23 protein-coding genes are annotated in these 23,191 nt (G+C 31.5%); 7 read left to right on the top strand and 16 right to left on the bottom strand.

The window, feature by feature from the left end; genetic code table 11:
* Positions 1–43: 43 nt before the first annotated feature.
* The gene (locus tag ACEW8E_RS08885; RefSeq protein WP_373479982.1) at positions 44–1,129 is read right to left on the bottom strand and encodes a glycosyltransferase family 4 protein; all 1,086 of its coding nucleotides are present in this window, start codon (positions 1,127–1,129) and stop codon (positions 44–46) included.
* Positions 1,130–1,304: 175 nt separating this feature from the next.
* On the opposite strand from ACEW8E_RS08885, the gene ACEW8E_RS08880 reads away from it, so the two are divergent.
* Both ACEW8E_RS08880 and ACEW8E_RS08875 read left to right on the top strand, forming a co-directional pair.
* Positions 1,305–2,477: a hypothetical protein gene (locus ACEW8E_RS08880; RefSeq protein ID WP_373479981.1), complete on the top strand. Its 1,173-nt coding sequence runs from the start codon at positions 1,305–1,307 to the stop codon at positions 2,475–2,477.
* Positions 2,478–2,509: 32 nt separating this feature from the next.
* Complete coding sequence (locus ACEW8E_RS08875; RefSeq protein ID WP_373479980.1) at positions 2,510–3,505, top strand: pentapeptide repeat-containing protein; 996 nt, start codon at positions 2,510–2,512, stop codon at positions 3,503–3,505.
* A 90-nt stretch (positions 3,506–3,595) separates the two neighbouring features.
* Here the strand turns inward: ACEW8E_RS08875 and ACEW8E_RS08870 are convergent, their stop codons facing one another.
* The 11 genes from ACEW8E_RS08870 to ACEW8E_RS08820 form a co-directional block, all read right to left on the bottom strand.
* The gene (locus tag ACEW8E_RS08870) at positions 3,596–4,357 is read right to left on the bottom strand and encodes an MBL fold metallo-hydrolase (protein WP_373479979.1); all 762 of its coding nucleotides are present in this window, start codon (positions 4,355–4,357) and stop codon (positions 3,596–3,598) included.
* Positions 4,358–4,429: 72 nt separating this feature from the next.
* Positions 4,430–5,767, bottom strand: coding sequence for a MurT ligase domain-containing protein (locus ACEW8E_RS08865; protein WP_373479978.1), 1,338 nt, complete (start codon positions 5,765–5,767; stop codon positions 4,430–4,432).
* A gap of 47 nt (positions 5,768–5,814) precedes the next feature.
* On the bottom strand, positions 5,815–6,807 hold the full coding sequence (locus ACEW8E_RS08860) for a diguanylate cyclase domain-containing protein (protein WP_373479977.1): 993 nt from the start codon (positions 6,805–6,807) through the stop codon (positions 5,815–5,817).
* A gap of 71 nt (positions 6,808–6,878) precedes the next feature.
* Positions 6,879–7,328, bottom strand: a complete 450-nt coding sequence (gene psbQ / locus ACEW8E_RS08855; RefSeq protein WP_373479976.1) for a photosystem II protein PsbQ — start codon at positions 7,326–7,328, stop codon at positions 6,879–6,881.
* Between the two features lie 80 nt (positions 7,329–7,408).
* Positions 7,409–8,161 (bottom strand): 7-cyano-7-deazaguanine synthase QueC, encoded by a 753-nt coding sequence (gene queC, locus ACEW8E_RS08850; protein WP_373479975.1) that lies wholly within the window; start codon positions 8,159–8,161, stop codon positions 7,409–7,411.
* A 184-nt stretch (positions 8,162–8,345) separates the two neighbouring features.
* The gene (locus tag ACEW8E_RS08845; RefSeq protein ID WP_373479974.1) at positions 8,346–8,642 is read right to left on the bottom strand and encodes a DUF1816 domain-containing protein; all 297 of its coding nucleotides are present in this window, start codon (positions 8,640–8,642) and stop codon (positions 8,346–8,348) included.
* Positions 8,643–8,808: 166 nt separating this feature from the next.
* Positions 8,809–9,654: a 23S rRNA (guanosine(2251)-2'-O)-methyltransferase RlmB gene (gene rlmB / locus ACEW8E_RS08840; protein WP_373479973.1), complete on the bottom strand. Its 846-nt coding sequence runs from the start codon at positions 9,652–9,654 to the stop codon at positions 8,809–8,811.
* A 69-nt stretch (positions 9,655–9,723) separates the two neighbouring features.
* Positions 9,724–11,133: an efflux RND transporter periplasmic adaptor subunit gene (locus tag ACEW8E_RS08835; RefSeq protein ID WP_373479972.1), complete on the bottom strand. Its 1,410-nt coding sequence runs from the start codon at positions 11,131–11,133 to the stop codon at positions 9,724–9,726.
* Positions 11,134–11,227: 94 nt separating this feature from the next.
* Entirely contained in the window at positions 11,228–11,824 is a 597-nt protein-coding gene (locus tag ACEW8E_RS08830) for a GUN4 domain-containing protein (protein WP_373479971.1), read from the bottom strand.
* Between the two features lie 114 nt (positions 11,825–11,938).
* Positions 11,939–12,529, bottom strand: a complete 591-nt coding sequence (leuD, locus tag ACEW8E_RS08825) for a 3-isopropylmalate dehydratase small subunit (RefSeq protein ID WP_373479970.1) — start codon at positions 12,527–12,529, stop codon at positions 11,939–11,941.
* Positions 12,530–12,616: 87 nt separating this feature from the next.
* Complete coding sequence (locus ACEW8E_RS08820; protein WP_373479969.1) at positions 12,617–13,486, bottom strand: Tab2/Atab2 family RNA-binding protein; 870 nt, start codon at positions 13,484–13,486, stop codon at positions 12,617–12,619.
* 159 nt (positions 13,487–13,645) lie between these two features.
* On the opposite strand from ACEW8E_RS08820, the gene crtA reads away from it, so the two are divergent.
* Together crtA and ACEW8E_RS08810 are read left to right on the top strand one after the other, a co-directional pair.
* Positions 13,646–14,575 (top strand): cyanoexosortase A, encoded by a 930-nt coding sequence (gene crtA / locus ACEW8E_RS08815; RefSeq protein ID WP_373479968.1) that lies wholly within the window; start codon positions 13,646–13,648, stop codon positions 14,573–14,575.
* Positions 14,576–14,711: 136 nt separating this feature from the next.
* Positions 14,712–15,539 (top strand): HpsJ family protein, encoded by an 828-nt coding sequence (locus ACEW8E_RS08810; RefSeq protein WP_373479967.1) that lies wholly within the window; start codon positions 14,712–14,714, stop codon positions 15,537–15,539.
* Positions 15,540–15,542: 3 nt separating this feature from the next.
* Here ACEW8E_RS08810 and ACEW8E_RS08805 read toward each other — a convergent pair whose 3' ends face one another.
* The 3 genes from ACEW8E_RS08805 to ACEW8E_RS08795 form a co-directional block, all read right to left on the bottom strand.
* Complete coding sequence (locus ACEW8E_RS08805; protein WP_373479966.1) at positions 15,543–18,014, bottom strand: CHAT domain-containing protein; 2,472 nt, start codon at positions 18,012–18,014, stop codon at positions 15,543–15,545.
* Between the two features lie 48 nt (positions 18,015–18,062).
* Positions 18,063–18,668, bottom strand: a complete 606-nt coding sequence (locus ACEW8E_RS08800) for a hypothetical protein (RefSeq protein ID WP_373479965.1) — start codon at positions 18,666–18,668, stop codon at positions 18,063–18,065.
* A gap of 64 nt (positions 18,669–18,732) precedes the next feature.
* Positions 18,733–18,960, bottom strand: coding sequence for a DNA-directed RNA polymerase subunit omega (locus ACEW8E_RS08795; protein ID WP_373479964.1), 228 nt, complete (start codon positions 18,958–18,960; stop codon positions 18,733–18,735).
* A 219-nt stretch (positions 18,961–19,179) separates the two neighbouring features.
* Between ACEW8E_RS08795 and ACEW8E_RS08790 the strand changes: the two genes are divergently transcribed.
* The 3 genes from ACEW8E_RS08790 to ACEW8E_RS08780 all read left to right on the top strand — a co-directional run bounded on the left by ACEW8E_RS08790 (position 19,180) and on the right by ACEW8E_RS08780 (position 22,018).
* The gene (locus ACEW8E_RS08790; RefSeq protein ID WP_373479963.1) at positions 19,180–20,520 is read left to right on the top strand and encodes a GTP-binding protein; all 1,341 of its coding nucleotides are present in this window, start codon (positions 19,180–19,182) and stop codon (positions 20,518–20,520) included.
* Positions 20,521–20,634: 114 nt separating this feature from the next.
* Positions 20,635–21,498: an ABC transporter permease gene (locus ACEW8E_RS08785; RefSeq protein ID WP_373479962.1), complete on the top strand. Its 864-nt coding sequence runs from the start codon at positions 20,635–20,637 to the stop codon at positions 21,496–21,498.
* A 67-nt stretch (positions 21,499–21,565) separates the two neighbouring features.
* Positions 21,566–22,018 (top strand): DUF5331 domain-containing protein, encoded by a 453-nt coding sequence (locus ACEW8E_RS08780; RefSeq protein WP_373479961.1) that lies wholly within the window; start codon positions 21,566–21,568, stop codon positions 22,016–22,018.
* A gap of 13 nt (positions 22,019–22,031) precedes the next feature.
* On the opposite strand, the gene ACEW8E_RS08775 is transcribed toward ACEW8E_RS08780, so the two are convergent.
* Positions 22,032–23,165 carry an ATP-binding protein gene (locus ACEW8E_RS08775; protein ID WP_373479960.1) on the bottom strand — a complete coding sequence of 378 codons (1,134 nt, stop codon included), beginning with the start codon at positions 23,163–23,165 and terminating at the stop codon, positions 22,032–22,034.
* Between the last annotated feature and the right edge of the window lie 26 nt (positions 23,166–23,191).

Raw genomic sequence — 23,191 nt, 5'->3', positions numbered from 1 at the left:
TATTTTATGCGATCGCAGACTTTCTGTCACGAAATAGAAAAAATTAATCACGAGTATTGGTATTGATTTTACGATTACGCCATACTTGCCAAGTAGTATAAATCAAGAGCATAGTAGCACCTAAAGCATAAACACCACCGCTAGGAAAACCAGAAAAAACTAAAGCGAAACTACCTACCCATAAAGTTAAAGAATAAATAAATAACACCGTTAAACGCTGAGAAATACCAGCATCTAAAAGACGATGGTGTAAGTGACGTTTATCAGCTAAAAAGGGTGATTTTCCTTGAATAACACGGGAAATAATTACCCAAGACATATCAAGAATTGGCACAGCAAGAATTATATAAGGTAAAATTACAGCAGTTACCGCAGCAGTTTTGGCTAAACCGATGACACCAACACCAGCTAACATAAAACCCATAAAATAAGCGCCACCATCCCCCATAAAAATTTCAGCAGGATTAAAATTATATTTTAAAAAACCTAATGCACCACCAGCTAAAGCTGCCGCCAATAAAGCTGCCGCCGGTTGATTCATAAATAAACTCACAATTAACATAACCACCGCACCAATACCACAAACTCCTGCCGCTAATCCGTCTAAACCGTCAATCCAATTAATAGCATTTACCATACCCACTAACCAAATAATGGTAATAGGAAGACTTATCCACCACATATCAATATGAATTAAATCCCCAAAAGGAAGAGTAAAAAAGTCAATTCTGACACCTTTTGACCAAGCAAAACCTGATACGATGGATTGCATTATTAAACGGGAAGAAGGGGATAAATTGAATAAATCATCCGCTAAACCAATGAAGAAAAAGAAAATTGCACCGATGGTTACTCCCCAAATTTCTGCATCTTTATCTGGAGATAATATTCCAAAACCCCCTAGCCACCATACTATCAATAAACCTGCTGTGGTTCCGGCAAAAATTGCTACTCCACCAATGCGTACAATAGGTTTCTGATGTACTTTTCGAGGATCTGGTTTATCAACATGGCCACTTTTTAGTCCTATATTTTTTACGACAGGAGTACTCCATAAAACTACGTTCATGGCGACAAGGAAGGCAATAAGATGATAAATTTCGTTGGCTTGGGATAATTCTCCAATCATGACTAACTATTTTTTAGAGGGATTTAGGAATAAAAGCTCTGTTAAGTAATATTAACTTGATATGGTTATTGTAGATTATTTTTTAATGGTTAACTTGACTAGGAACTTTTATTTTATTAAATTAATATTGGTTATAATTTGAATATGTTAAATAAATTATCCCCGACGAAATTCTATGATGGTATCGTCAGATATAATCCCTAGTATTGCCCAAGAGTTAAGTCATTCCAAAGAAGCAAAAAGAGCTAAGAAATTAATTTTTTATGTAAGTCAGAGATATTGGGAATCAGACTTTTCGATTATTGATGGTTATTCTTTTGAGTCTTTACTACAGAATCTTTATGAAAATAATCCTACCCTTGATGATTTAAAAGCGTTATTATTCCAAGCGGTAAATACATTAAATCGTAAAGAAGTTTATAACAAAATTGCGAAATATGTTTTTCAACGGATGGCGGAAATATATAATAATGTAGATGAAGATTCCATGAGTCAAAATCCTCCTCAGGGGAATGAATTTGAATCAGAATTAGTGGCTCGAATTGTGGAAAATATCCAATATCACGATGAATCTCCGAGAATCAAAAAATTAGTCTTTGCTGCTTGTAAGCAATATTGGGAAAATGATATTAATGTCATCGAGATGTATGATTTAAACGAGATCATCTTAGAACTATATCAACTTTATCCTAACGCCAAAAGATTACGCAAAGCCCTTGATAGTATTGTGGCGACAATTAATCGTCAAAATTTTTATTCTTTCATTGCTGACACCATTGTGGGAGAGTTAAATTATCTTTATAAACATGACACCACAGAAGCCATTACAGATGATAACGCTTCGGAAGAAGAGACAAAATTAATCAAAGCGAAAAGTCAAGACACTTCCCACGAATTACAAGAAGCTGTAACCATTCAAGAATCTGAAGTTGATACTGTTACAGCTTCAGAATCGGAAGAAGATAGTTTAGTAGTAAAAATGAGTACTGACACAGTACCTAGTGGAGTTCCTGAAGGGCAAATTCTTCCTTGGTTGAAACTAGATAATCTTTTTGATTTGAAACAAGAGATTATGCAATATACAAATCCACTACGAGGAAAAATTCTTTTATTTTATGCTATCTATCAAATTCATCCCTCAGAGCAACATTGGTCAATTGTAAGAACTTGTAGCTTAGATGATCTTTTAATTAAGATGTTTCAAAATCACGGTAAAGATATTAAAACCATTGAAAAAGAGTTAATGTACGTTGCTAATTCAGGTATAGAAGGATTAGAACCAGATGATAATGCTCAAACCGTAACGGCGATTTTGGAATCTATCAAACACTTTTATCGAAAATGCTAACTAATTAATAATCTAAATTTAACATAAAATCTATGGAAGTCAATGAGTTTATTCAACGTTATACATCAGGAGAAAATGACTTTAGCGGTGTAATGTTAGCTGGAGTTGATCTTGTAGGGGCGGATTTAATTGGTATTATTCTTCAAGATTCTAATTTAAGTCGGGCGAATTTTACTTTTGCTTATTTAAGTCGGGCGAATTTAAGTCGGGCAAATCTCATGGAAAGTAATTTTAGTGGTGCGAATCTTAATCAAGCTAGTTTAGATGGTGCAAATCTTCATCGCAGTGAATTTCATGGGGCAATTTTACAAAAAGCAGACATGAGAAGTGTACAAATGAGTTTAGCTAATTTATTAGATGCTAATTTGATGGAAGTTGACTTTCGCTCTGCTGACTTAAGTAATGCAAATTTAAAAGGTGCTTGTTTAAGAGGTTCAAATATGAGACAAGAAAAACGTGGCAAACCAACCAATCTTAAAGGTGCTAATTTAGATAAAGCGGATTTAAAAAATGTCGATCTTCAGGGTGCAGATTTAACAAGGGCAAGTTTAGTAGGGGCAAATCTTGCGGATGTTAATTTAAGAAATGCTAATTTAACGGGGGCAGATTTAACTCAAGCTAATTTAAAGGGTGCTTCTTTAACGGATATAAAATTAGAGGGTGCAAAATTAATTGGTGCGAATCTCTCTAATGTCAAAATGGAAAGAGGTAATTTGACGGATGCTGATTTAACTATGGCTAATTTAGAAAGTGCTACCATGCCTGATGCTAAGTTAGTGCGTACTAATTTAATTCAAGCTAACCTCAATTTTGCTCGTCTTAATCGTGTGGATTTGAGTCGGGCTAATTTATATGGTGCGATAATGCGTAATGCCTCGTTGATGGATGTCTTTTTTGCTCGTACTAATTTAACTTCTGCTGATTTAAGTGATTCTAACCTCATTGGAGCGGATTTAAGTAGTGCTAATATTACGGGTGTTAATTTTAATGGTTCGATTATGCCTGACGGTCAAGTCTATCATAAATAACTGACATTATGCACTCATTGATCTGCTAAATCTTAATAGGTATCAGGTATGAGGTAGTAGGTTTTAGGTTTAATCCCCTTTGCCCCTTGCCTACTCCTTATCTATTGTTACTGTTGCCCAAGGTTGAGGTTCAATTACTTTTGTGTTTAAATGAGCTTGTGTCAGTAAGGTGCGAAAATTGTCGATAGTACCTTCTTCTTTAAGTATCTTTGTTAGTAATCCTTTATATTCTAAATCTCCTGCGGCGGCAGTGGATAGGATATATTGGGGCTTTAGCCATCGACAAACTTCTACGGCGTTTTCTTGTCCTTTAATTACTGGCCCAATCAATGGTATTTTTATGTTGGTTAATGGGGTAATAATTACTTTTACTGGATTTTCTCTCTGTAAATTGGCACAATGGAAGCCGTGAGGTTCATAATAAAGAGATTCATCGCTACTTAAATCTCTGATAATATAACCATTTTCTACCAAATTTGGACCTACTGGTGAACCTGCGATCGCCATAATTTCAATTTTGTTTTCAAAAATATAACTTTCGCCATGTTTTAAAGTTTTTATCTGGGCATAACCTAAATCTTGACAAATTTTAGCACCATTTTCTGAAGCAATTACAGGTAAATTATGATCTAAAATCTTTAAAGTGGGAGGATGAGCATGATCTTCTAAACCTTGAGATAATAGGATAAAATCGATATTTTCAGGTATTTGATGTAAAGTGCGTTTTTTTCCTTCAAATAGCCAAGGTAAATTACCAAAAACAAGAGAATCAACTAACCAAGGATCAAGTAAAATTCTCAATCCTGCAATGTTTATTAACCATGAATTACTATCTAACCAAGTTAACTGCATAAACTATAATACCAGAATAAAATAACTTTTATGTTCCTATCTTAACTAAAAAAATAAAAGATAAATAATTTATTATAAAATCTCTCTACCTAATAATAATTTTCGCACTTCTAACATAGCTGAATAAGTGGGAATAATATACAAGGTTTCATTATCAGGAGTTAATTCTAAGGCTTGATTTACAGCAATTTTAAGATTTTCTTCGACTACTAAATTCATTTCAGAATTCAGAGTATTAATACTATATTTTAATCTTAAAGCCATATCATAAACTCGATCTCCACTAACTACTATATTACCGCCCATTTCTACCAATTTTTCTGTATCCACGTCCCAAATCCAAGAAACATCAGTACCATCAGGAATACGATCATTTAATATCATTAAAATAGTACTCGATAAATTAATTTTTTTAATGTCATTTACCGCCCTAATTGTCTCATTCATACCCACAGGATTTTTAGAGAGTAAAATACGAATTTTTTTATCATTAATTGTCAATTCTTCCGCTCTACCAAAAGCAGCTTTAAAGTTAGTAATAGTATCATTAATAATCTCTCTTTTTATGCCAATAGTTTCCGCTACTAATCCTGCCGCTAGAGTATTATATTTATTATAAACGCCGATTAAAATTTGTTGCCATTCTTCACTATTAACGGATAATTTACTTTTAGTAAAGTCACATTTTGGACAATCATAATCACCTAAATGAGATAAATAAACTCCTTCATAATCAAGAGAAGCACCACATTTTGGACAATAAATAGAATCCACTGCGTGAGGGATTTCTTCTAAGTATAATTCAGGCTCATTTAAACCAAAAAATGATACTTTTTGCGATAAATTTTGACCTAAATAACATAATGTGGGATCATCTCCATTAACAATAATAAATGTGTCGTTACTTAAAGGTTTAATGGCATTTTGCCAACGATAACTAATGGTATCAACTTCTCCATAACGATCTAATTGATCTCTAAACAAATTTAAAGCTAAAATATGGGTAGGATTACACTGTTTTAATGCTAAAGGTAAAATGTTTTCATCTACTTCTAAAATGGCATAATCTGCGGTTAATTTGCCCCATAAATTACTATTCATTATCAAACAAGTAATTAAGCCATTAATTAAATTTGCACCAGTAGAATTATGAATAATTTTATAGCCATTATTAACTAATATATCTTTTAATAATAAAGAAGTAGTAGTTTTACCATTTGTACCGACAACTAAAATCAATCCTTTTGTTAATTGTTGGGATAAAAGATTTAATAATTGAGGATGTAAACGACTGGCTATTTCTCCGGGTAAAACACTCGCAGCGCCTAATTTTAATGTTTTAACAAAACCTGTAACTATTTTGGCGGTAGCCACTGCTAAACCTAAACGAAAATTATCAATTATATTCATCTTAAATTTATTCCTTATATTTATTTTTTATTATATTAATGGAGAGATTAAACTAAATTCTGATTATAAATTTTTTCTGTTAAATTTTGATTATTTATTAATGATTTTTCAACTATTTTAAGTATGCTATTAAAATTAATATTTCTCGTTGGAATATTAGTGATAATACTAGATTTATAATCATAATCGTAACGTGATTTTAGTTGAACAGAAATTTTATTGATGATGTTTTCATTAACCCATAAAGCTCCAACATTATCTGTATTTGGTAACATAATTATTAACTGATTCGCCTTATAATGAGCGCCTAAATCGGTAGGGCGTTTCATTTCTTTTTGAATAATATTACCAATTTCCATTAACAAATTATTAATCAAATTCCCTGAATAATTTATTTCTATTAAAATCAATGAAAGAGGTTGTTTTTCACGGGTTAATCTACACCATTCATAGTCTAAACAATCCATAAAAGAAGAATATTTTGCTAATCCTGTGACTTCATCGATAACTTGAGAATTGACTAATTCGGCTTGAGAAAATTGTAATTTTTCATATAAAATACTTCTTTCTAGGGCTATTACTAATTGATTAATAATATCCTCAATAAATTTAATTTCTTCTAATAACCATTCTCGTAAATAATTATAATCATAAATAAACAAAATTCCCCATAATTTTTGATTACTTATTTCTCTTATTTCAGGAGTTTTAATAATAATAGGAATAGCTAATTCTGCTCTTTTTATGGGGTTAGTATCATCCTCAAGACTAAATTGATCTTTATGGGTATAATAATCTACAGATTCTCTCTGAAGATAAGGTATTATTCGAGGATCAAGTTGATAACTTTCTTGACTATTTTTAGATAAATTATGATAATTATTTCCTTGAAAATCGATAATAAATTCTTGCTCTTCTTTCTGATTTAATTTAGAAATAAAAACTTGTTCACAGTGTAAATATTCTCTTATAATAGTCAATATTTGTGGGCAAAATACTTCATAATTAACTGATAAAAACAAAGTTTCAGTAACATTCATAAGAGCCTAATTTATTTATTATAATGAATAATTACATGATTAACTGTTAATTGTTAATTGATTATAAATAATTAGTTATTAGTAGGAATTAAATTCAAATAACTATCAAAATCTTTAATAGCTTCTATGTACTGTTCTTGAGCTAAAAGAGAATTACGAGCTTTTGCCGCAGCATCAATTTTTTCAAAATGTCCAAATAATTCTTTGGCTAAATCTTGTGCTGGTTTTTGATCTTTTTGTAATAGTTTTTTGGACGCAATGGACATATCTTGACGTAATGCACCAAATGGGCCATGAATGAAAGTTCTTGTATCTGTCCAATTTTGTTCTTGGATAAAGCCTTTAAGAGTTTCCATACTTTCTCGTGCGGAGGCAATAGGCTCACGATAAGATTGTAATTGTACTATTTTTTCTGGGCTATAAACTGTGGGAATTTTAGCTTGACTAGGGCCGCTACAACTAACTAACAAGGTGGTTACTAAAACCAAAACTAAGGAGAGAATCGGACGTAATAATCTCATATTTTTATACTTTTATGTTATTTTTAAATGGTTTATAATCCATTGTCCATTGTCCATTATCCCTTGTCAATTAAACTGCATTAAACATCTTCACAAATTAAATTTTCGGTGGCTAAAACCGTTGTTGCCTCGTAAAATTTGAGATTTTTCCCCGAATTTTTAGGAATGTCGATTAAATTAGTACAACCTGCCTTGATTAAAGCATCGTTGCGAATACGACAAGAATCACACACACCGCAAGGTTTTTCTCCTCCTTGATAACATGACCATGTTTCTTGTATAGGTACGCCTAAACTTAGGGCTTTTTTGACAATGTCTTGTTTTGATAATTCGATTAAAGGCGCAATTAATTGAGGTGGTTTGCCTTCAACACCAACTTTTGATGATAAATTGGCTAATTCTTGAAAGGTTTTTAAATATTCTGGACGACAATCAGGATACCCTGAATAATCTACCGCATTAATACCAAGATAAATTGCTTCGGCTTCCTTAGCTTCTGCTAAAGAAAGGGCAATGGCAATAAAAACCGTATTTCGTCCGGGTACATAAGTAGAGGGAATTTCATGGGGTTTAACACCATCTTCAGGAATCTCCATTTTTTGATCCGTTAAAGAAGATCCACCCCATAATGATAAATTAACATCAATAATATAATGCTGTTTAATACCTAATTTTGGAGCTAATTTTTGGGCAATTTCTAACTCTTTTGCATGTTTTTGCCCATAACGAAATGATAAAGCAATGGTATTGTATCCTGCTTGAATGGCAATAGCGGCACTGGTGGCGGAATCTAAACCTCCCGATAATAAAACAATGGCTTTTTTGTCAGACATGATAAGTTGATGAAGGAGAGAGGAAGTCGTTTATTTAATAAGTATTTTTATTTTAATACAAGATCTGAGTAAAGTTTTCCTCGTCAATTATGAATTTTATCTGAAAGAATAAAAACACATTACTTGATTTATCTTTTCTTCCTTTTTTCTCCCTTTTGGCTTAATCTTTCAATTTTAATAATTCTTAAAATGAAGCGGTTTGAATTTCATTTTTTGAAGGTAAAATTGCCGAAAAATTTTTCGACTCCCCCAAGTCATCAAAAATAGTCAACTCTTTAGGCTTACAACGTTTAACCGTAACTACTATATTTTTAGCACCTTCTTCAGTTAAATCTTCAATATATCCATCCTGTGTGGATTTAGCTTCTTTTAGAGTTAAAAAAGGGCCAAAATAGTAAATACATCTAGGGATTTCTGTACTAATTTCTAACCAACAAGCAAGTCCAAATAAGTCTAATATCCTAATTAACAATTCTTTCATGTAATTTTCCTCTGATTCGATTATTTCGAGTTTTTTTTGAATGATAGTCGATGATTTGATTAATTGACTAAGTTTATCTTAACGATGAAATATTTTTACTCGGTGAAGTTTACTTTTACTTTAGTTTTTACTCCAATATATTGACAAGGAGGAGATTTACCCATTTTTATTGACTTAAAAGTTGCTGACGACGCACTTCATAAAGACAAATTGCAGTGGCAACGGAGGCATTAAGACTAGGAGTTTTTCCCATCATGGGAATAGATACCAAAAAATCACAAGATTTAGCTGTGGATTGACTAATACCTTTTTCTTCAGAGCCTACTACTAACCCTATCGCTCCTTCTAGTTTTGTTTTGTGTAAAACATTACCACTATCTGCAATTGTGCCATAAATCCAAAAACCCGCTTCTTTTAATTCAACGATGGCATTTTGTAAATTGACTACCCTTGCAACGGAAAAATATTCTAATGCCCCAGCCGCAACCTTTTTGACGGTAGAAGTAACACCTACGGCTCTTCTTTGAGGGATAATTAATCCTTGCATTCCTAAAGCCTCTGCTGTGCGAATTATTGCACCTAAATTATGGGGATCATTGATTCCGTCTGCTATTATGATTACTGGATTATCACTATTATTTTTTGCTTGACTAATTAATTCTGGTAACTCTAAATATTCATAAGGGGCGACAGTAGCCGCAACTCCTTGATGATTCGCAAAGTTAGTAATCTGACTAAGACGATTATTATCAACTACATCAATAACTGTACCATTAGCTTTTGCTTGGGATAATAACGACTCAAAACGGGGATCATGAAGCAATTTACCGATAATATAAAGACGGTTTAATTGGTGATTATTTTCTAATGCCGCTAAAACAGGATAACAACCATAAATCAAATCTGGTAAATCACTGTCTGTATTTATATCTTCTTTTTCTTGATTGTTTTTTTGATGATGCACAGAGTTTTCTTTTTTTCGTAAAGGTTTTTGAAAAGAGTTAGATGTCATAAAGGTGAAATTAATAATAGATCATTATTTAGGGTTTACCTGAAATAGATAGTTAGGAGAAATTAAGCTCTAATTATTTGTGGAGGTTAATTCTGCTTCTGTAATGGGAGTGTTATCTCTTAAATCTAAAATACGAGAAGTTACGATGCGATCGCCCGGCATAACACCAGAAGTTACTTGATATTCTTGCCCTTGAATACCACCAATAGTAATAGGAATTTGTTTAGCGGTAAGTTTAGAATCAGTTTCCGAAGGTTTAGCAACAAAGACAAATTTTTGCCCTCCTAAACTACTAACAACATTAGTGGGGATTAAAATTCCGGGTTTGGTATCCCAAATAAGACGAGCGCGGACATATTTTTCATCTTTAAAACTACCATCATTAACAAAGCTAATTTTAACGGTAACAGATTGATTACTTTGTTCGGTTAAAGGTGAAATAAAACTAATATTACCTGAAATAATCGATTTTTGATCTTCCCCGATAATTTCCACAGGAAGCCCCATTTTGAGACGAGATAAATTTTCGACGGGTACATTAATATTGAGCAGGAATTTATCATTATTGGTAATAGTAGTAAAAGTTTGTCCCACGTTGACATAATCACCAACTTTTTTTTCATTAAAATCACCTACAATGCCACTGACGGGGGCAACAATACGGTTAAAAATTAAGTTTTGTTCAATACTACCTTTATTTCCTCTTGATTGATCAATATTAGCTTTTGCCCTATCCATATTAGATTTTGCTCCTTGTATTCTTTCTTGTGCAACGGTTAAGTTACTCACGGCGGAATTGAGAGATTCTTTGGTAGTTTGAACCACTGCCCGTGCGGCTTGGGAGGCTTCTTTTCTGGCGGTAAGAGTGGCTTTTGCTGAACTTAAATCTCTGGTTTTATCATCAAGATCTTGGGTAGGTAACACTCCTGAATTAACAAGAAATTTAGAGCGATCATAATTCACTTGTGCTAATTCTAAATCAGCAGTAGCTCTTTGTAAATCCGCTAAAGTTGATTTTAAGTTGGCTTCAGATCTGCTTACATCAGCTTTCAATCCTGCTACTTGAGAAGAAGTACTATCTCTTTCTCCTTCTCGCTGTTTAAATTCTGATTGTGCTTGATTATAGGCGGCAATTTGACTTTGAACATTTGCGGCGGCGGCAAATACGTCTTCTTGTTGTTGAGTAGGCTCTAATTCTGCTATTAGTTGCCCTTGCGTGACGAAATCTCCTTCTTGCACCACTATTCTCATAATTCTACCGTTTATTTCAGGGGCAAGACTTACTCTACTAATAGCTTCTAATGTACCAACATATTCTGTACTATCGATGAGGTTTCCTCTTTCAAGGGTGGTTAAACTTACTGGAATTGGTTGGGGAGCTCTAGTTTCTGTTTTTTCTTGACTACATCCTGATATGGCTATGGCAATAATTGAGATAGTTGTCAGTAAATTCTTAGGAGTAAATTTTTTATAAATCATCGTGTTACCTGAATAATTGATCTAATTAATGAGATTGTAACGAATAGTTTTAGGGTTAAAATTTTACGTTTTGTATCTTTCTCAATCTTATTTTTTATTTCTTGTAATTTACTATATTGCATTGAACCATTTTTTCCGCTAACACGGAATACAAAAGTCGCCCTCCTGTGATGGAATACTCCGCCCTAGGATTGGGAAAATGCCCTATGGGTGCTGTATTGGTAAAATTTAGATTTTCATAAAAAATAATCCAATCATTATCTTTACGCCAACCAATGCGATCGCCAAAACGATTAAAAGCGTCATCACTAACCATTCTACCCGGGCGATTACCTGTTTCAATATAAATAGGAAATTGAATACTAAAACCAAATCTACCGTTAGAATTTTCTTTCCATAATGTATCAATGGTTTTTAAATTATCGCAGGAGAGATTTTTTAAATCTGAAGGAGGAATCCAACCGATAGATTTTCTACCGCTACCTTGTAGGATGATATTTCTAGTTTCGTCATTAGCTTTACGCCAATTTTGCTCGACTAAATATTTTTCAAGGGTAGTAAAATCAATGTCATTATCCGCAGAAATGGAATTAGTATTTTGAGAAGAAGGTAAAGTTTGGGCTTGAGTTTGATAAAAACTATGAGGAAAAATAGTCAGAATAAGTGCTAACACAAATGATTTAATCTTCATATTGATAAAATTAATTACTTTTTATTGATAATACTTGTAATGGGGAATAGTTAATTTTTACTTAAAAATATGATATTTTCTTGATGATTTAGCTTCCCATCTGATTATTTTAGTTTAATTCCAAGCTAAATAAGGCAATTTTAATGCCGTAGCTTTAATTTGCTCATTATTTTGAGTCAGTAAACCGCAAGTATCCCATTTTCCCGTAGTTAACATATTTCTAGCACCCGAATCCATTTTTACAGTACTACTATAATGTCCACATTGTACTTTCATGGTTTCTAAATCTAAAGTCATGACAATACTAGGATTAACTTCTAATAAATTTTGAATACTTTTAATGTTACCAGATGAAGTAGTAACGCAAGGAATACCCATTGTTAAACAGTTACCGAGAAATATCTCCGCAAAACTCTCCCCAATAATAGCGGAGATTCCCCACCTAGATAAAGATTGAGGAGCATGTTCTCTACTTGAACCACATCCGAAGTTTGCATTTACTACTAAAATATTAGCGTTTTGATATTGAGGTAAATCAAAGGAATGTTTTCCTTTTAAGGCAGTACGATCATCAGCAAACACTTGTTCTCCTAAGCCATCAAAGGTGATATTTCTTAAGAAACGAGCGGGGATAATTCTATCTGTATCAATATCGTTACCTGTAAGGGGGATTCCTGTGCCTGTAATAATAGTTTTTTGACTCATATAAATAATTAATTTTATAGATAAATTTTGCGCTGTTTTTCTAGTCTTTAGATTATTTTTTTATTGTTAATGATTGATTGTTAATTGTCAATTATCTAAAAGTAACCAAAAAGCAGCGAAAGACTCAGATTCTGGGGAAGATTGTACTGCTAAAAAGTGAACTCCGTTGGCTTGTTTTTTTGCTTTTTCAAAGTTTTCTCCTTCAGCTAGGGTTGCTTTATCTGTGAGATTAGCTACAATCCAACTATCACTAACTCCCGTTTCTAGGCATATTTTAGAGTATTGACTCTTTTCTAGCCTTAAATAACCTAATTCTAGTCCAGACATCCATCCTGCTAAAGGTAAAGCCCTTTGAGAAAAGATTATTAACCCGGGTATGGTAGTATTTTTTCCGATATTTGCCATGGTGAGAGGGAAGGCTTCAGAAAAACCAATATCCCATTCTTTCATGTCAGCAAAGTCATCGGAGGAAAGACTTACTAACGCCCATTTGTCTTGTTTGTCTCCTTTCACTGCATCAGGAAGATTAACAGCATTACTTTGAGGATATTGTACTGTTTTCGATTGTCGGGATTTTTCGTCATAGCCTTTTTGTAGTGGATAAAAGTTTTCCATTCTTTCTTCTAACCACTGATTTAAGGCGTAAGTATGACGGGAAGAAAATACCGCTATTCCTGCTTCTTCACATCCTTTGATAATCATATTATTCATTTGACGACGGAAAAAACGAATTTTATTCGGGGTTTCTCCTGATTTTTCGATGGCAGTAGCGATGGCATCTTTTAAGGTTAAAGAATTAACTTCATTATTAGAACAAAATTGGGAATAACGGAATAAAGAGTTAAGATTGGTATCGATGGAAGTAGGACTTTCACAGATTAAAATTTCCCATAGTTTCTTGTTATTGTCGTCTAAAATTGGCCGTGAATAAAAATCTAATTCCCAAATTTTTCCCATTGTTAACTTTTTGTGACTTTACCTAACATTTTTTAGCTTTGGGTATCATAGCATTTTCAGGTATAGAGGAAAAAAAGATGTTTTTAAGTTACGACAATTAATTCTCACAAATAAGCTAATTGTTTAAAGAAGATTGATTTTTAAAGTTAAGATTATCTTATGATTAACACCAATAAAAAAAAAGAGATTAGTAATATGGATGCTAGAAAGTTAAATCCCACAGAATTACTTAAAAATTATGGTTTTTGGATGGCAATTATTTTGTCTGCATTAGTAGCTATAAATTTAACCATATTCTATAAAATGGATAATATTGCTCATGCAGGAATGAGTGGTTTATTTTGGATGGCAATTTATTCTTTATTATGGGATAGAAAACAAGAGTTAAAATTTCAATCTCAAATGTTACCAACTATTTTAGGTATTTTATTAATTGGTTGGACTTTATTTGTAAGTAAATCTATTCCTACGGAAAAAGAAAATAATCTTCTCAGTGTTGCGCCTTTTGTCTTTTCTGTGGGTTTAAGTTTTATTGCTGCTGGTTTTTATGGTTTAAAACAATTTAGATGGGAATTACTAATTATATTTTTTTTAGGTGTACCTAGAGTTATTCTACAATCATTATTGGATCTTTCTCCTTTAACGGCTAAAGTATCTGCTTTTTTTCTCCATTATTTAGGATTTAATTTAGTATTAGATGGAATTTTTATTCATTTAGAAAAAGGTAGCGTTAAAGTTTACGAAGGTTGTTCAGGTATTGAATCTGTCACTTATGTATTAGGTTTATCGGTTATTTGTTTAGTCATGTTTCCCATTAAAAAGAAAGATCAATATATAGTACCATTAGTGGCTATTGTGACAGGATTTATGGTTAATGCTTTTCGAGTTGTGTTGATGGCAATTTTAGTGGGAAGGGGAGAAAAAGAAGCCTTTTTATATTGGCATGAAGGTGAAGGATCATTAATTTTTGGTATGATTGCAGTTATAATTTTTGGTCTATTTTATTGGTTATTGATGAATAAAACACAAAAAGTAGCTACAGTTTCTTCCTATCAAGAAAATGACTTTTTCAATAGTGATCAATTTTAATTTTTATAATCTACTTTTTGCGATAATATTATTTTCAGTATTATTACGGATAAAAACATCTTAACTGATTTAAAAAATAATCATCCATAAGGTATAGCTAATAAAATTTAATTAAGTATCTTCATTCAAAAAAACTATGATTCAGCCTAATCAAGACAGTTTAAATTCTAATCCTAATAACGTGGATAATTTCAATAATATTGATAATTTTGACAACCTTGATATTCAAAATAAACTTAACCAAAAAGTAGATAAAATTGGTAATTTTAGCCTTAATATGTTAAGGTCAATTGGTATTTGGAGATCTGTTGGTTATGTGTTTCTTCTTTTATTTTTTTTAGATTTAGCTGAAATTCTTATCCCCCCTCAATTTCTCAATCCGCAATGGGAATTTCAAGTATTAAGCGCTTTAGTAGAAAGAATTGCGATACCTTTTATTGCTTTATTATTAATCTTCTCTGGAGGTAATTATTTGCGTAAAGGTTGGGAATTTATCACCTTAATGAGTTTATCTTGGATTAGTTTATTTTCAGGAATTTTATTTCTTTTATTTGTGCCTTTAGGGATAGTTAATACTATCCGAATTGACGCATTAACCAATCAACAAATTGAGAAAGAAACCACTCAAAGACTTGAAGTCTTACAAAAAGTAGAAATTAGATTAAGAGATGTACAAAATTCAAAAGATATGCAAACATTAATAGGTGAAATAAATGCTGGAAATGCTCCTATAATTGAAAACAGTCAACAGTTAGGAGAAGTTAAAACGAAATTCAAGGAATTTATTGATAATTCACGAGTACAAACTAATAAACAAGCGGAAATAGTTAGAAAACAAGGAAGAAAAGCATTATTAAAACGTTCCGTAAAATATAACACAGGTTCACTAATTTCTGGTGTTTTATTTATTATGATTTGGCAAATGACAAAATGGGCAAGAGTTAAAGATAAAATTAATAATTAACTACTATCTAAACCTAAATTGTGGTTTTAAATTAGGATCTATTTCAGCCATGCTACTAATGTCGATTCCTTGATTATTAGCTTGTTTTAATGCTCTTTTATTTGGAGTATAAGTTATTCTTTCTACTCGATATTCTAGGGGTAATTCTTCAGGGTTAACTGTTATATTAATCTTAGGATACTCCCTAAATATTAAACTTCTTTCTTCCCCGATGGTTGTTTTATTTAAGATTCCTTGATTATATAAATTCAATAATTTTTGTTGTAATAATTGTTGCCCTTTTTCTAATTCTTTTACTTGATTTTGTAACATTTCATTAACTCGTTGTTTTTTAGCATTAGTGCTAGTTATACTTAACTCATATTGATCATTTATCCACGCAAAACCATCAATATCTGTACCTAATTTGTCTAATAAAGAGATAATTTCATTGTCATCTTCAAGGGTAACTAATTCCTGCCAAATTTGAGCTGCTTCTTCATGGTAATTTTGATGCACAGAGGTAACAATATTATCAATTTTATCCTCCTGATTATGACTAATTTTTTGACTTATATCTTCTAAAGATTCATGATAATTTACAATAAACTCCTCATGATTTTGTTGACTATTATTATTAATCCAATCCTCTTTAAATTGCTTTAAATACTGTTGATACAAAGTCAGTATTTGTACAGAATTTCTCATTTGTCTTTGCTGATAAATGTTGCTTAATTCTTCTAATAATAAACAACGAGTTTTGATGTCAACAGTTAACTCTAAAAATTCTTTAAATTGTCCATAAAATCTATATAAACCCTCATCTATAATATTTTTTGATAAATTTGAGGTATTTTGTAAAATAACTTTTACCTGTTGTAAATGAGTTTCTCCTTCCAAATAATTAGTAATTTCTTGGGCAAAAGCTATGGTAATTTGTTCTATGGATAAAGTAGAATTATGGGGAAGAAACACTGGAAAAGCTAAGGAAGAAAAACCATTACTATCAGCGAAATGTAAACAACGATTAATGATAGTTTTAACTAAGTTAAAATCAGTTAATTCTGGCTGTTGATAATCATAAATAACACAGTGAAAAATTGATTCTACTCTTAGAGTACCAGCATTAGTCGTTAAGATTTGTCCTAATTGTCTAACTTTCTGTTGCCTTAACTCTCTAATAATACTTTCACCTCCGTTTGTTAACAACATTCTCGCAATATCTTCACTCATGGATAAATCCGTGTCAGTATAGTTAACTAAAACCTCAACATTAGGATTAATTAAAGAATTATATTCAAGGGTTAATTGAGTATTATTTATTCTTGTTTCTAAGATTAAATTAGCTAAATTTTCAGGATTTCTCAGGATTCTTTGGGAGGAGAGAATCGGCTTAATTTCTAAAGGTTGTAAACTTTGCCAAGTTAAGGGTAAACTTGCTGGATTTTGACAAATAATTGGCAACCATGTGGCGCAAGGAAACTGGTTTTCAAGAGGTTGAAGTTTTTCTCTAGCTTGTCTGACGGCTAAGTAAAGAGGATTATTAGCAGCAAAACTGGTTAAAAATTCTCGAATAAAAACATGGGCAACTTTATCAGGTATCATTTCTGTCATGACGACAATTTGTGATAAATGTAAAGCGACTAAATCTTGCGCTAATCCTAAACCCTCACAGGAGTTAAAAACTGCTAATTTTAAGCCTTTTTGAATAGCCTGTCTTAAGGCGTTTTTAAATTCTTCAATAGTAATAATATCTTCTTCATTTAGATATAATTTACCTTCCCCTGTTTCTTCATTTTTACCACTATGCCCAGCAAAAAAAAATAAGTCCCATTCTTGTTCATAAAGATGATAAAATAATTCTTTTAGACTAGGTTGAATTAAAGTAATTATTTCCGCTTCTTGTAAGTTAGTTAAAACTTCTCTATCTGGTTGTAAATTTACTCCTTCACTATTACCAAAAATAGCTAAAACTCTAATATTTCTACTTCTTTTTTCAGTTAAATTTAAAGTGTTATATTGTACAGGAGATATAGCTAATTCTGCTTTGATATATTGATTAAGAAAAGAGTCAAAAAATAGATGCCAAGGTAATAAACGTAATTCTTTTATATCCGTTTGAATCAAAAGTCTAATAAATTCTTGAGTGTCTAATCTTAATAATTTTTCTCTTATCCTTGCAAAAGATTCTACTTGACAATGATACCAATTAGATAAAGTTTGTTTAAGTTGTTGAGCTGATTCTTGACAATTATCCGTAATGTGAGTAATCTGTTGTTTAGGTGAACCTAATCTTACTTGTTGATGCAAACTACGATAACTTTCCTGCCATGTTTGATAATCATTTGTAATGGGTTGACAGGGAGGTAATGTACCTGTTACGGTTGTAAATGGATGAGTAATGCCATCAGGATTATCGTCACAAATTTGTAAAGTAACATCAAAACCACGAATAAAACTACCCGATTCTAGTTTAAAAAGAATTAACTTACCCATGTTTGATACTTAATAGTTTATAGTTAATTTTACTCCTCGTCTCCTCTTTTAGGGTAATAATAAATCCGCACCCCCCGGAGTGGGTAACACAAAAACAGGAGGAGAATTAGTATTTTGAGGATTTTGTGAAGGTTTCTGGGTTGGCTTTATCTCTTCTGTATTAGGATTATAAATACTTACTAACAAATTGACTAACTCATTTCTCTGTTTCATGGTTAGATTTTCAATGATTTTGCGATCGCTATCTAAAGGATTTTGAGTTAAAGTACTATAACCCGGATAACGTTGAGTATTAATAACTTCATTTTTACCGAGATAATCAGCTAAAGTTAACTTCCAGTCTAAACGATAGATAGTAGCTCGACTTTTGGTATATTGATGATAACGAACAAGACGACTAATTAAAGTATTGTCGATAGCAATATTGTTAGTTTCTTTACTGAGATAACTATTCTCTTTGGGTAAATAAGACAATTGCTGATAAACGACATCAGCGACTTTTTCAGGAGGAATAGTGATATTTTGGGCGAAAACAACGGAAGAAGATTTATCCTCGAATAATTGCCAAGGAAAAATATTAAGATGTTGACTCCAATAACTAACAAGAAGGGTAGTTAGTAACAAAAACCAGTATTTTAATTTTTTCCCTGTCATAATTTACCTATTTTAGTCTGATGAATCAATAAATGTGTTATCTTTTGATTATGCATCTTAATGATTAATCATCACTAATAATTTCTGGTTGAGTAAGTTCATCAGACATCTCTATAATAGCTCTAAGAACTGGTTTCATCACTTCTTCTATATTTTCCCAGTCTTCTTTTCTTCTTTGTTTCGCCCTTTTTGCCACGGCTACAGTAATTTTATAACGATTAGATGCCGCATTCATTAATTCATCACTCCGAAACATTATTTGACTGGTGTCAAAGCCACTTTTTTTGAGCATTATCGTTTTTCTATCAGGTTTCGATGTTTAATTATAACTTAATGTTGACTCTCAACGCAAAATTCCCAAAAATAAGACAAATAGAATATCGTATTAAAAAACTTAGATGAAAATCGAAACAAATATCTACTAATATTGTCAAATATCATCGTAAAATTGAGAAAAAAAATTAAATTTTCCTTAAATCTTTCTAATGTATAACATATTTTAATAATTAAGATGAATTCTAAATCTTCCGTCTCTTCTTCACTATATTCTTTAGCCCGTAATAGCTTACAACAATCCATAGCATGGTACTCTAGTAATAAACGTCGTCATTGGAATTATCCACCCAATGTAGAGTTACAAGTAGCAGTAAGAGATGATTTACGAATTTTAAAAGCTGCAGGAGTAAAATTAGAGCAACAAGTTATTAAAATAGCGGCTTTTGGCTTAGTTAGTCGAGGGAAATCTTCTGTAATTAATGCTTTGTTAGGGCAGAAAATTTTAACGACTGGAGCAATTAATGGTGTTACAAAATGGCCGAAATCTATTCCTTGGAATCTTCCTACAAGCAAAATCCAAATAGAGTTAATAGATACTCCCGGTTTAGATGAAATTGACGGAGAAACAAGGGCAAATATGGCTAAAGAAATTAGTCAACAATCAGATTTAATTTTATTTGTCATAGCTGGAGATATAACTCGCACAGAATATCTTGCTTTATTAGAATTACGTCAAAGTCAAAAACCTTTAATTTTAGTGTTTAATAAAATTGATTTATATCCCGAAACTGATTTAAAAAGTATTTATCAACAACTGCAACAATTGAGTAATGAAACAAAAAAACCTCTGTTAAATCCTGATGAAATTGTTATGATTGCGGCACAACCTCAACCTATATCTTTAAGAATAGAATTACCTGACGGCACTATTGAAAAAGAATGGGAATATCCTTCTCCAAATATTGAATCTTTACAAGAGAAAATATTAACAATTCTCAATAAAGAAGGAAAAGCATTATTAGCCTTAAATTCTCTTACTCAAGCAAAAATTGCTCAAAAAAATATTGCCCGTAAAACTATCGAATATAGAAAAAAAGAAGCAGAAGATATTATCTGGAAATATGCTAAATATAAAGCTCTAATTGTAGCAATAAATCCTATTATTTTTCTTGATTTAATAGGAGGATTAATCACGGATTTAACCATGATTCGGGCTTTAGCAAGATTATACGGTTTACCCATTACAAGCTATGAAGCAGGAAATTTATGGCAAACTATTATTAAAAGTTTAGGAGGATTATTCTTAGCAGAAATAACTACAATGATGATGTTAGGATGGGCAAAAACAACATCCGCTATCAATAGTTTATGGGAAAATCCCGCCAGTTTTACCACTTTAGCTACTACAGCCTTAGCACAAGGCTCAATTGCTGGTTATGGCTCATATTTAGTGGGAAAAACTGCACAAGTTTATTTAGAAAATGGATGTACATGGGGCAATTCTGGAGTAGATACAATTATCGCAGAAATTATCTCTCAAATGCCTCCAGATTCTATTATTTCTCGTCTTGTTTAAAACTATTTTATACTGTTTTTTAACAGTAAAATTTAGAAGTAAAACTATTAAATAAATTAAAAATAAATAAAGTTAAAAATCCTAATTGTAAAATTACTAATTACTCATTAATTTATGATTGCAAATAAAATATATCTAAAAAAAAATAAGTTTAAATCTCTTTCTAATATTTTAATGTTAGTAGGATTGATTATCACAATAATTTTTATTTTTCTAGCTTTTTGCGCACCTTTATTACAAAATATTGGTTTAATTCAAAATCCTTTAGAATCATTAAAAAATCCTATTCATCAACCTCCAAATGCTCAATATTTTTTCGGTACAAGTAGTCAGGGTTATGATGTTTTTTCTCGGACAATTTTTGGCTCACAAGCGGCTTTAAAAGTGGTATTATTAGCCACATCTTTTAGTTTAATTATCGGTGTACCTTTAGGATTAATTAGTGGTTATTTTGGTGGTAAAACCGATAAAATTTTACTATTTTTAATGGATACAATTTACACCTTACCCGGTTTATTATTATCGGTAACTTTAGCTTTTGTGGTAGGTAGAGGGGTTATTAATGCCGCCATCGCTTTATCAATTTCTTATATTCCTCAGTATTATCGAGTAGTGAGAAATCAGACTACTAGCGTTAAAACAGAATTATACATAGAAGCCGCTAAGGCAATGGGCGCATCACCCATCAGAATTTTATCGAAATATTTATTTTTTAATGTAATTCAAAATATCCCTGTTTTATTTACTCTCAATGCTGCCGATGCCATTCTCATTTTAGGAGGTTTAGGATTTTTAGGCTTAGGATTACCTGAAGATGTACCCGAATGGGGTTATGATTTAAAATTAGCTTTAGATGCTTTACCTACTGGTATTTGGTGGACTGCTTTATTCCCAGGATTAGCGATGACTACAATGGTAACTGGTTTATCTTTATTAGGTGAGGGATTAAGTGAGTTTTTCAACCCTAATAATAAATAGCTTTGGTAACAAATAATTTTTGCTAAAACTATTTATATAAATATAATAAATTTATTATGGTTCTCCTATGGAAAATTTTGAAGAAATAAAGGCTAGATTGAAAAAAAAATGGTTACATTATTATAAACATAATCGACAGTGGATTAATAAGTATTGTCAAGAGAATTGTTTTGTATCTGTACAAGGATCTTTTGAAGGTGAAACATGGGGAACAGGAGAACGTAGTTTAGATGATAAACGCTTTGCAGAAGTACATCCCCCTAGTGAATTAATTATAGGTGTTATTACTGCTTTAGAACCTTTTTTAGCACAATATTGGCTTGGTGCTTTTATGGATTTATATGCTAATAAAGAAAAAATAATCGTCGCTTTAGGTTTAAATTTTGATTCTGAATTAGAGTTAAAAAAAATTGAACAAAAAAAATGGGAAAGTCAACAATTAGTTATGGAATCTGAGGTAATTTTAGATGTAAAAAATTTAGCCGATAATCATTATTTATCTAGTACTAATGACAAGTAAATTATAACTTAAGTTATCTACAAGATTCATCTTCATTTTGGGGAATAATGATACTAAATTTTGTGCCTTTATTCTCCTTACTATTAACTTTAATATTGCCCTCACATAATTCCACTGCTTTTTTAACAATAGATAATCCTAAACCGTTTCCTTTTATATTTCCGACATTACTTCCTCTTTCAAATAAAGTAAATAATTTTGCTTGATAATCTTCTGGTATTCCAATACCTTCATCTTCTATTTCTATGATTACCTCTCTCTCATCGGCATTTAATCTTAAAATAATATTACCCCCTTCTGGAGAATATTTTATGGCATTAGATATTAAGTTATTTAAGATATGATTTAAGATTTTTTGGTCAAGATATGCTTGATAATTATCTGTATTCCGTTCAAAAATTATATTATGTTTTTCAGAAATATTATTATGTTCATCTATTACTATGTTTAAATATTCTACTAAGTTAAAATGTTGTGGATAAAGAGTTATTTTTCCTTCTTCTGCTTTACTAATTAACAATAAATCTTCTAAGGAATCATTCATCTTCCCTACCGCAGATTTAATAAAATTGAAATATCTTTGTTTCTTTTCAGGTGAAAGGAGATCGCCATAATCTCGAATTAATTCGGTATAACCAAGAATACTCGTGAGAGGATTGCGTAAATCATGGGAAGCGGTAGCTAAGGCTTGAGTTTTGATTTTGTTAAGTTTTTTTTCTGCGGATAAGTCTATTTCTCTTTGTAAATCTTCTTGATGTTTTGCCAAAGCTATAGTAATAGTGGTATTAACATCAGCAATTTTATAAGGCTTGACTAAATAACCATAAACACAAGTTGATTTTGCCCGTTTGAGGGTATTTTCATCAGCATAGGCACTAAGATATATAATGGGAGTTTTTGATTGACTATAAATAATTTCAGCGGCAGTAATTCCATCCATTTCTCCTTTCAGCATAATATCCATTAACACCAAATCAGGATTTAACTCCTGACATTTATCAATGGCTTTTTTCCCTGTGTTAACCATAGCGCAAACTTGATAACCGAGTTTTTCTAAATCTAAGGCAAGACTCTCAGCGGCAATCAATTCATCTTCCACGATTAATATTTGTAATATTTTTACTTTCATATCATCAATACTTGTCATTAATTAACAATGATGGAATAAAAAAT

This window comes from Geminocystis sp., from assembly GCF_041753295.1.
Taxonomy (GTDB): Bacteria; Cyanobacteriota; Cyanobacteriia; order Cyanobacteriales; family Cyanobacteriaceae; genus Geminocystis.
This window is presented reverse-complemented; position numbering and strand designations above follow the sequence as displayed.

Excerpts from the sequence above, each read along its gene's own strand:
- leuD (WP_373479970.1), bottom strand. The coding sequence starts at position 12,529 with ATGAGTCAAAAAACTATTATTACAGGCACAGGAATCCCCCTTACAGGT.
- ACEW8E_RS08780 (WP_373479961.1), top strand. The coding sequence starts at position 21,566 with ATGGAAAATTTTGAAGAAATAAAGGCTAGATTGAAAAAAAAATGGTTA.
- ACEW8E_RS08865 (WP_373479978.1), bottom strand. The coding sequence starts at position 5,767 with ATGAATATAATTGATAATTTTCGTTTAGGTTTAGCAGTGGCTACCGCC.
- ACEW8E_RS08880 (WP_373479981.1), top strand. The coding sequence starts at position 1,305 with ATGATGGTATCGTCAGATATAATCCCTAGTATTGCCCAAGAGTTAAGT.
- ACEW8E_RS08790 (WP_373479963.1), top strand. The coding sequence starts at position 19,180 with ATGAATTCTAAATCTTCCGTCTCTTCTTCACTATATTCTTTAGCCCGT.
- ACEW8E_RS08775 (WP_373479960.1), bottom strand. The coding sequence starts at position 23,165 with ATGACAAGTATTGATGATATGAAAGTAAAAATATTACAAATATTAATC.
- ACEW8E_RS08870 (WP_373479979.1), bottom strand. The coding sequence starts at position 4,357 with ATGCAGTTAACTTGGTTAGATAGTAATTCATGGTTAATAAACATTGCA.
- ACEW8E_RS08875 (WP_373479980.1), top strand. The coding sequence starts at position 2,510 with ATGGAAGTCAATGAGTTTATTCAACGTTATACATCAGGAGAAAATGAC.
- psbQ (WP_373479976.1), bottom strand. The coding sequence starts at position 7,328 with ATGAGATTATTACGTCCGATTCTCTCCTTAGTTTTGGTTTTAGTAACC.
- crtA (WP_373479968.1), top strand. The coding sequence starts at position 13,646 with ATGATTAACACCAATAAAAAAAAAGAGATTAGTAATATGGATGCTAGA.
- ACEW8E_RS08800 (WP_373479965.1), bottom strand. The coding sequence starts at position 18,668 with ATGACAGGGAAAAAATTAAAATACTGGTTTTTGTTACTAACTACCCTT.
- ACEW8E_RS08805 (WP_373479966.1), bottom strand. The coding sequence starts at position 18,014 with ATGGGTAAGTTAATTCTTTTTAAACTAGAATCGGGTAGTTTTATTCGT.
- ACEW8E_RS08885 (WP_373479982.1), bottom strand. The coding sequence starts at position 1,129 with ATGATTGGAGAATTATCCCAAGCCAACGAAATTTATCATCTTATTGCC.
- rlmB (WP_373479973.1), bottom strand. The coding sequence starts at position 9,654 with ATGACATCTAACTCTTTTCAAAAACCTTTACGAAAAAAAGAAAACTCT.
- ACEW8E_RS08845 (WP_373479974.1), bottom strand. The coding sequence starts at position 8,642 with ATGAAAGAATTGTTAATTAGGATATTAGACTTATTTGGACTTGCTTGT.
- ACEW8E_RS08830 (WP_373479971.1), bottom strand. The coding sequence starts at position 11,824 with ATGAAGATTAAATCATTTGTGTTAGCACTTATTCTGACTATTTTTCCT.
- ACEW8E_RS08860 (WP_373479977.1), bottom strand. The coding sequence starts at position 6,807 with ATGAATGTTACTGAAACTTTGTTTTTATCAGTTAATTATGAAGTATTT.
- ACEW8E_RS08835 (WP_373479972.1), bottom strand. The coding sequence starts at position 11,133 with ATGATTTATAAAAAATTTACTCCTAAGAATTTACTGACAACTATCTCA.
- ACEW8E_RS08810 (WP_373479967.1), top strand. The coding sequence starts at position 14,712 with ATGATTCAGCCTAATCAAGACAGTTTAAATTCTAATCCTAATAACGTG.
- ACEW8E_RS08785 (WP_373479962.1), top strand. The coding sequence starts at position 20,635 with ATGATTGCAAATAAAATATATCTAAAAAAAAATAAGTTTAAATCTCTT.
- ACEW8E_RS08795 (WP_373479964.1), bottom strand. The coding sequence starts at position 18,960 with ATGCTCAAAAAAAGTGGCTTTGACACCAGTCAAATAATGTTTCGGAGT.
- ACEW8E_RS08820 (WP_373479969.1), bottom strand. The coding sequence starts at position 13,486 with ATGGGAAAAATTTGGGAATTAGATTTTTATTCACGGCCAATTTTAGAC.
- queC (WP_373479975.1), bottom strand. The coding sequence starts at position 8,161 with ATGTCTGACAAAAAAGCCATTGTTTTATTATCGGGAGGTTTAGATTCC.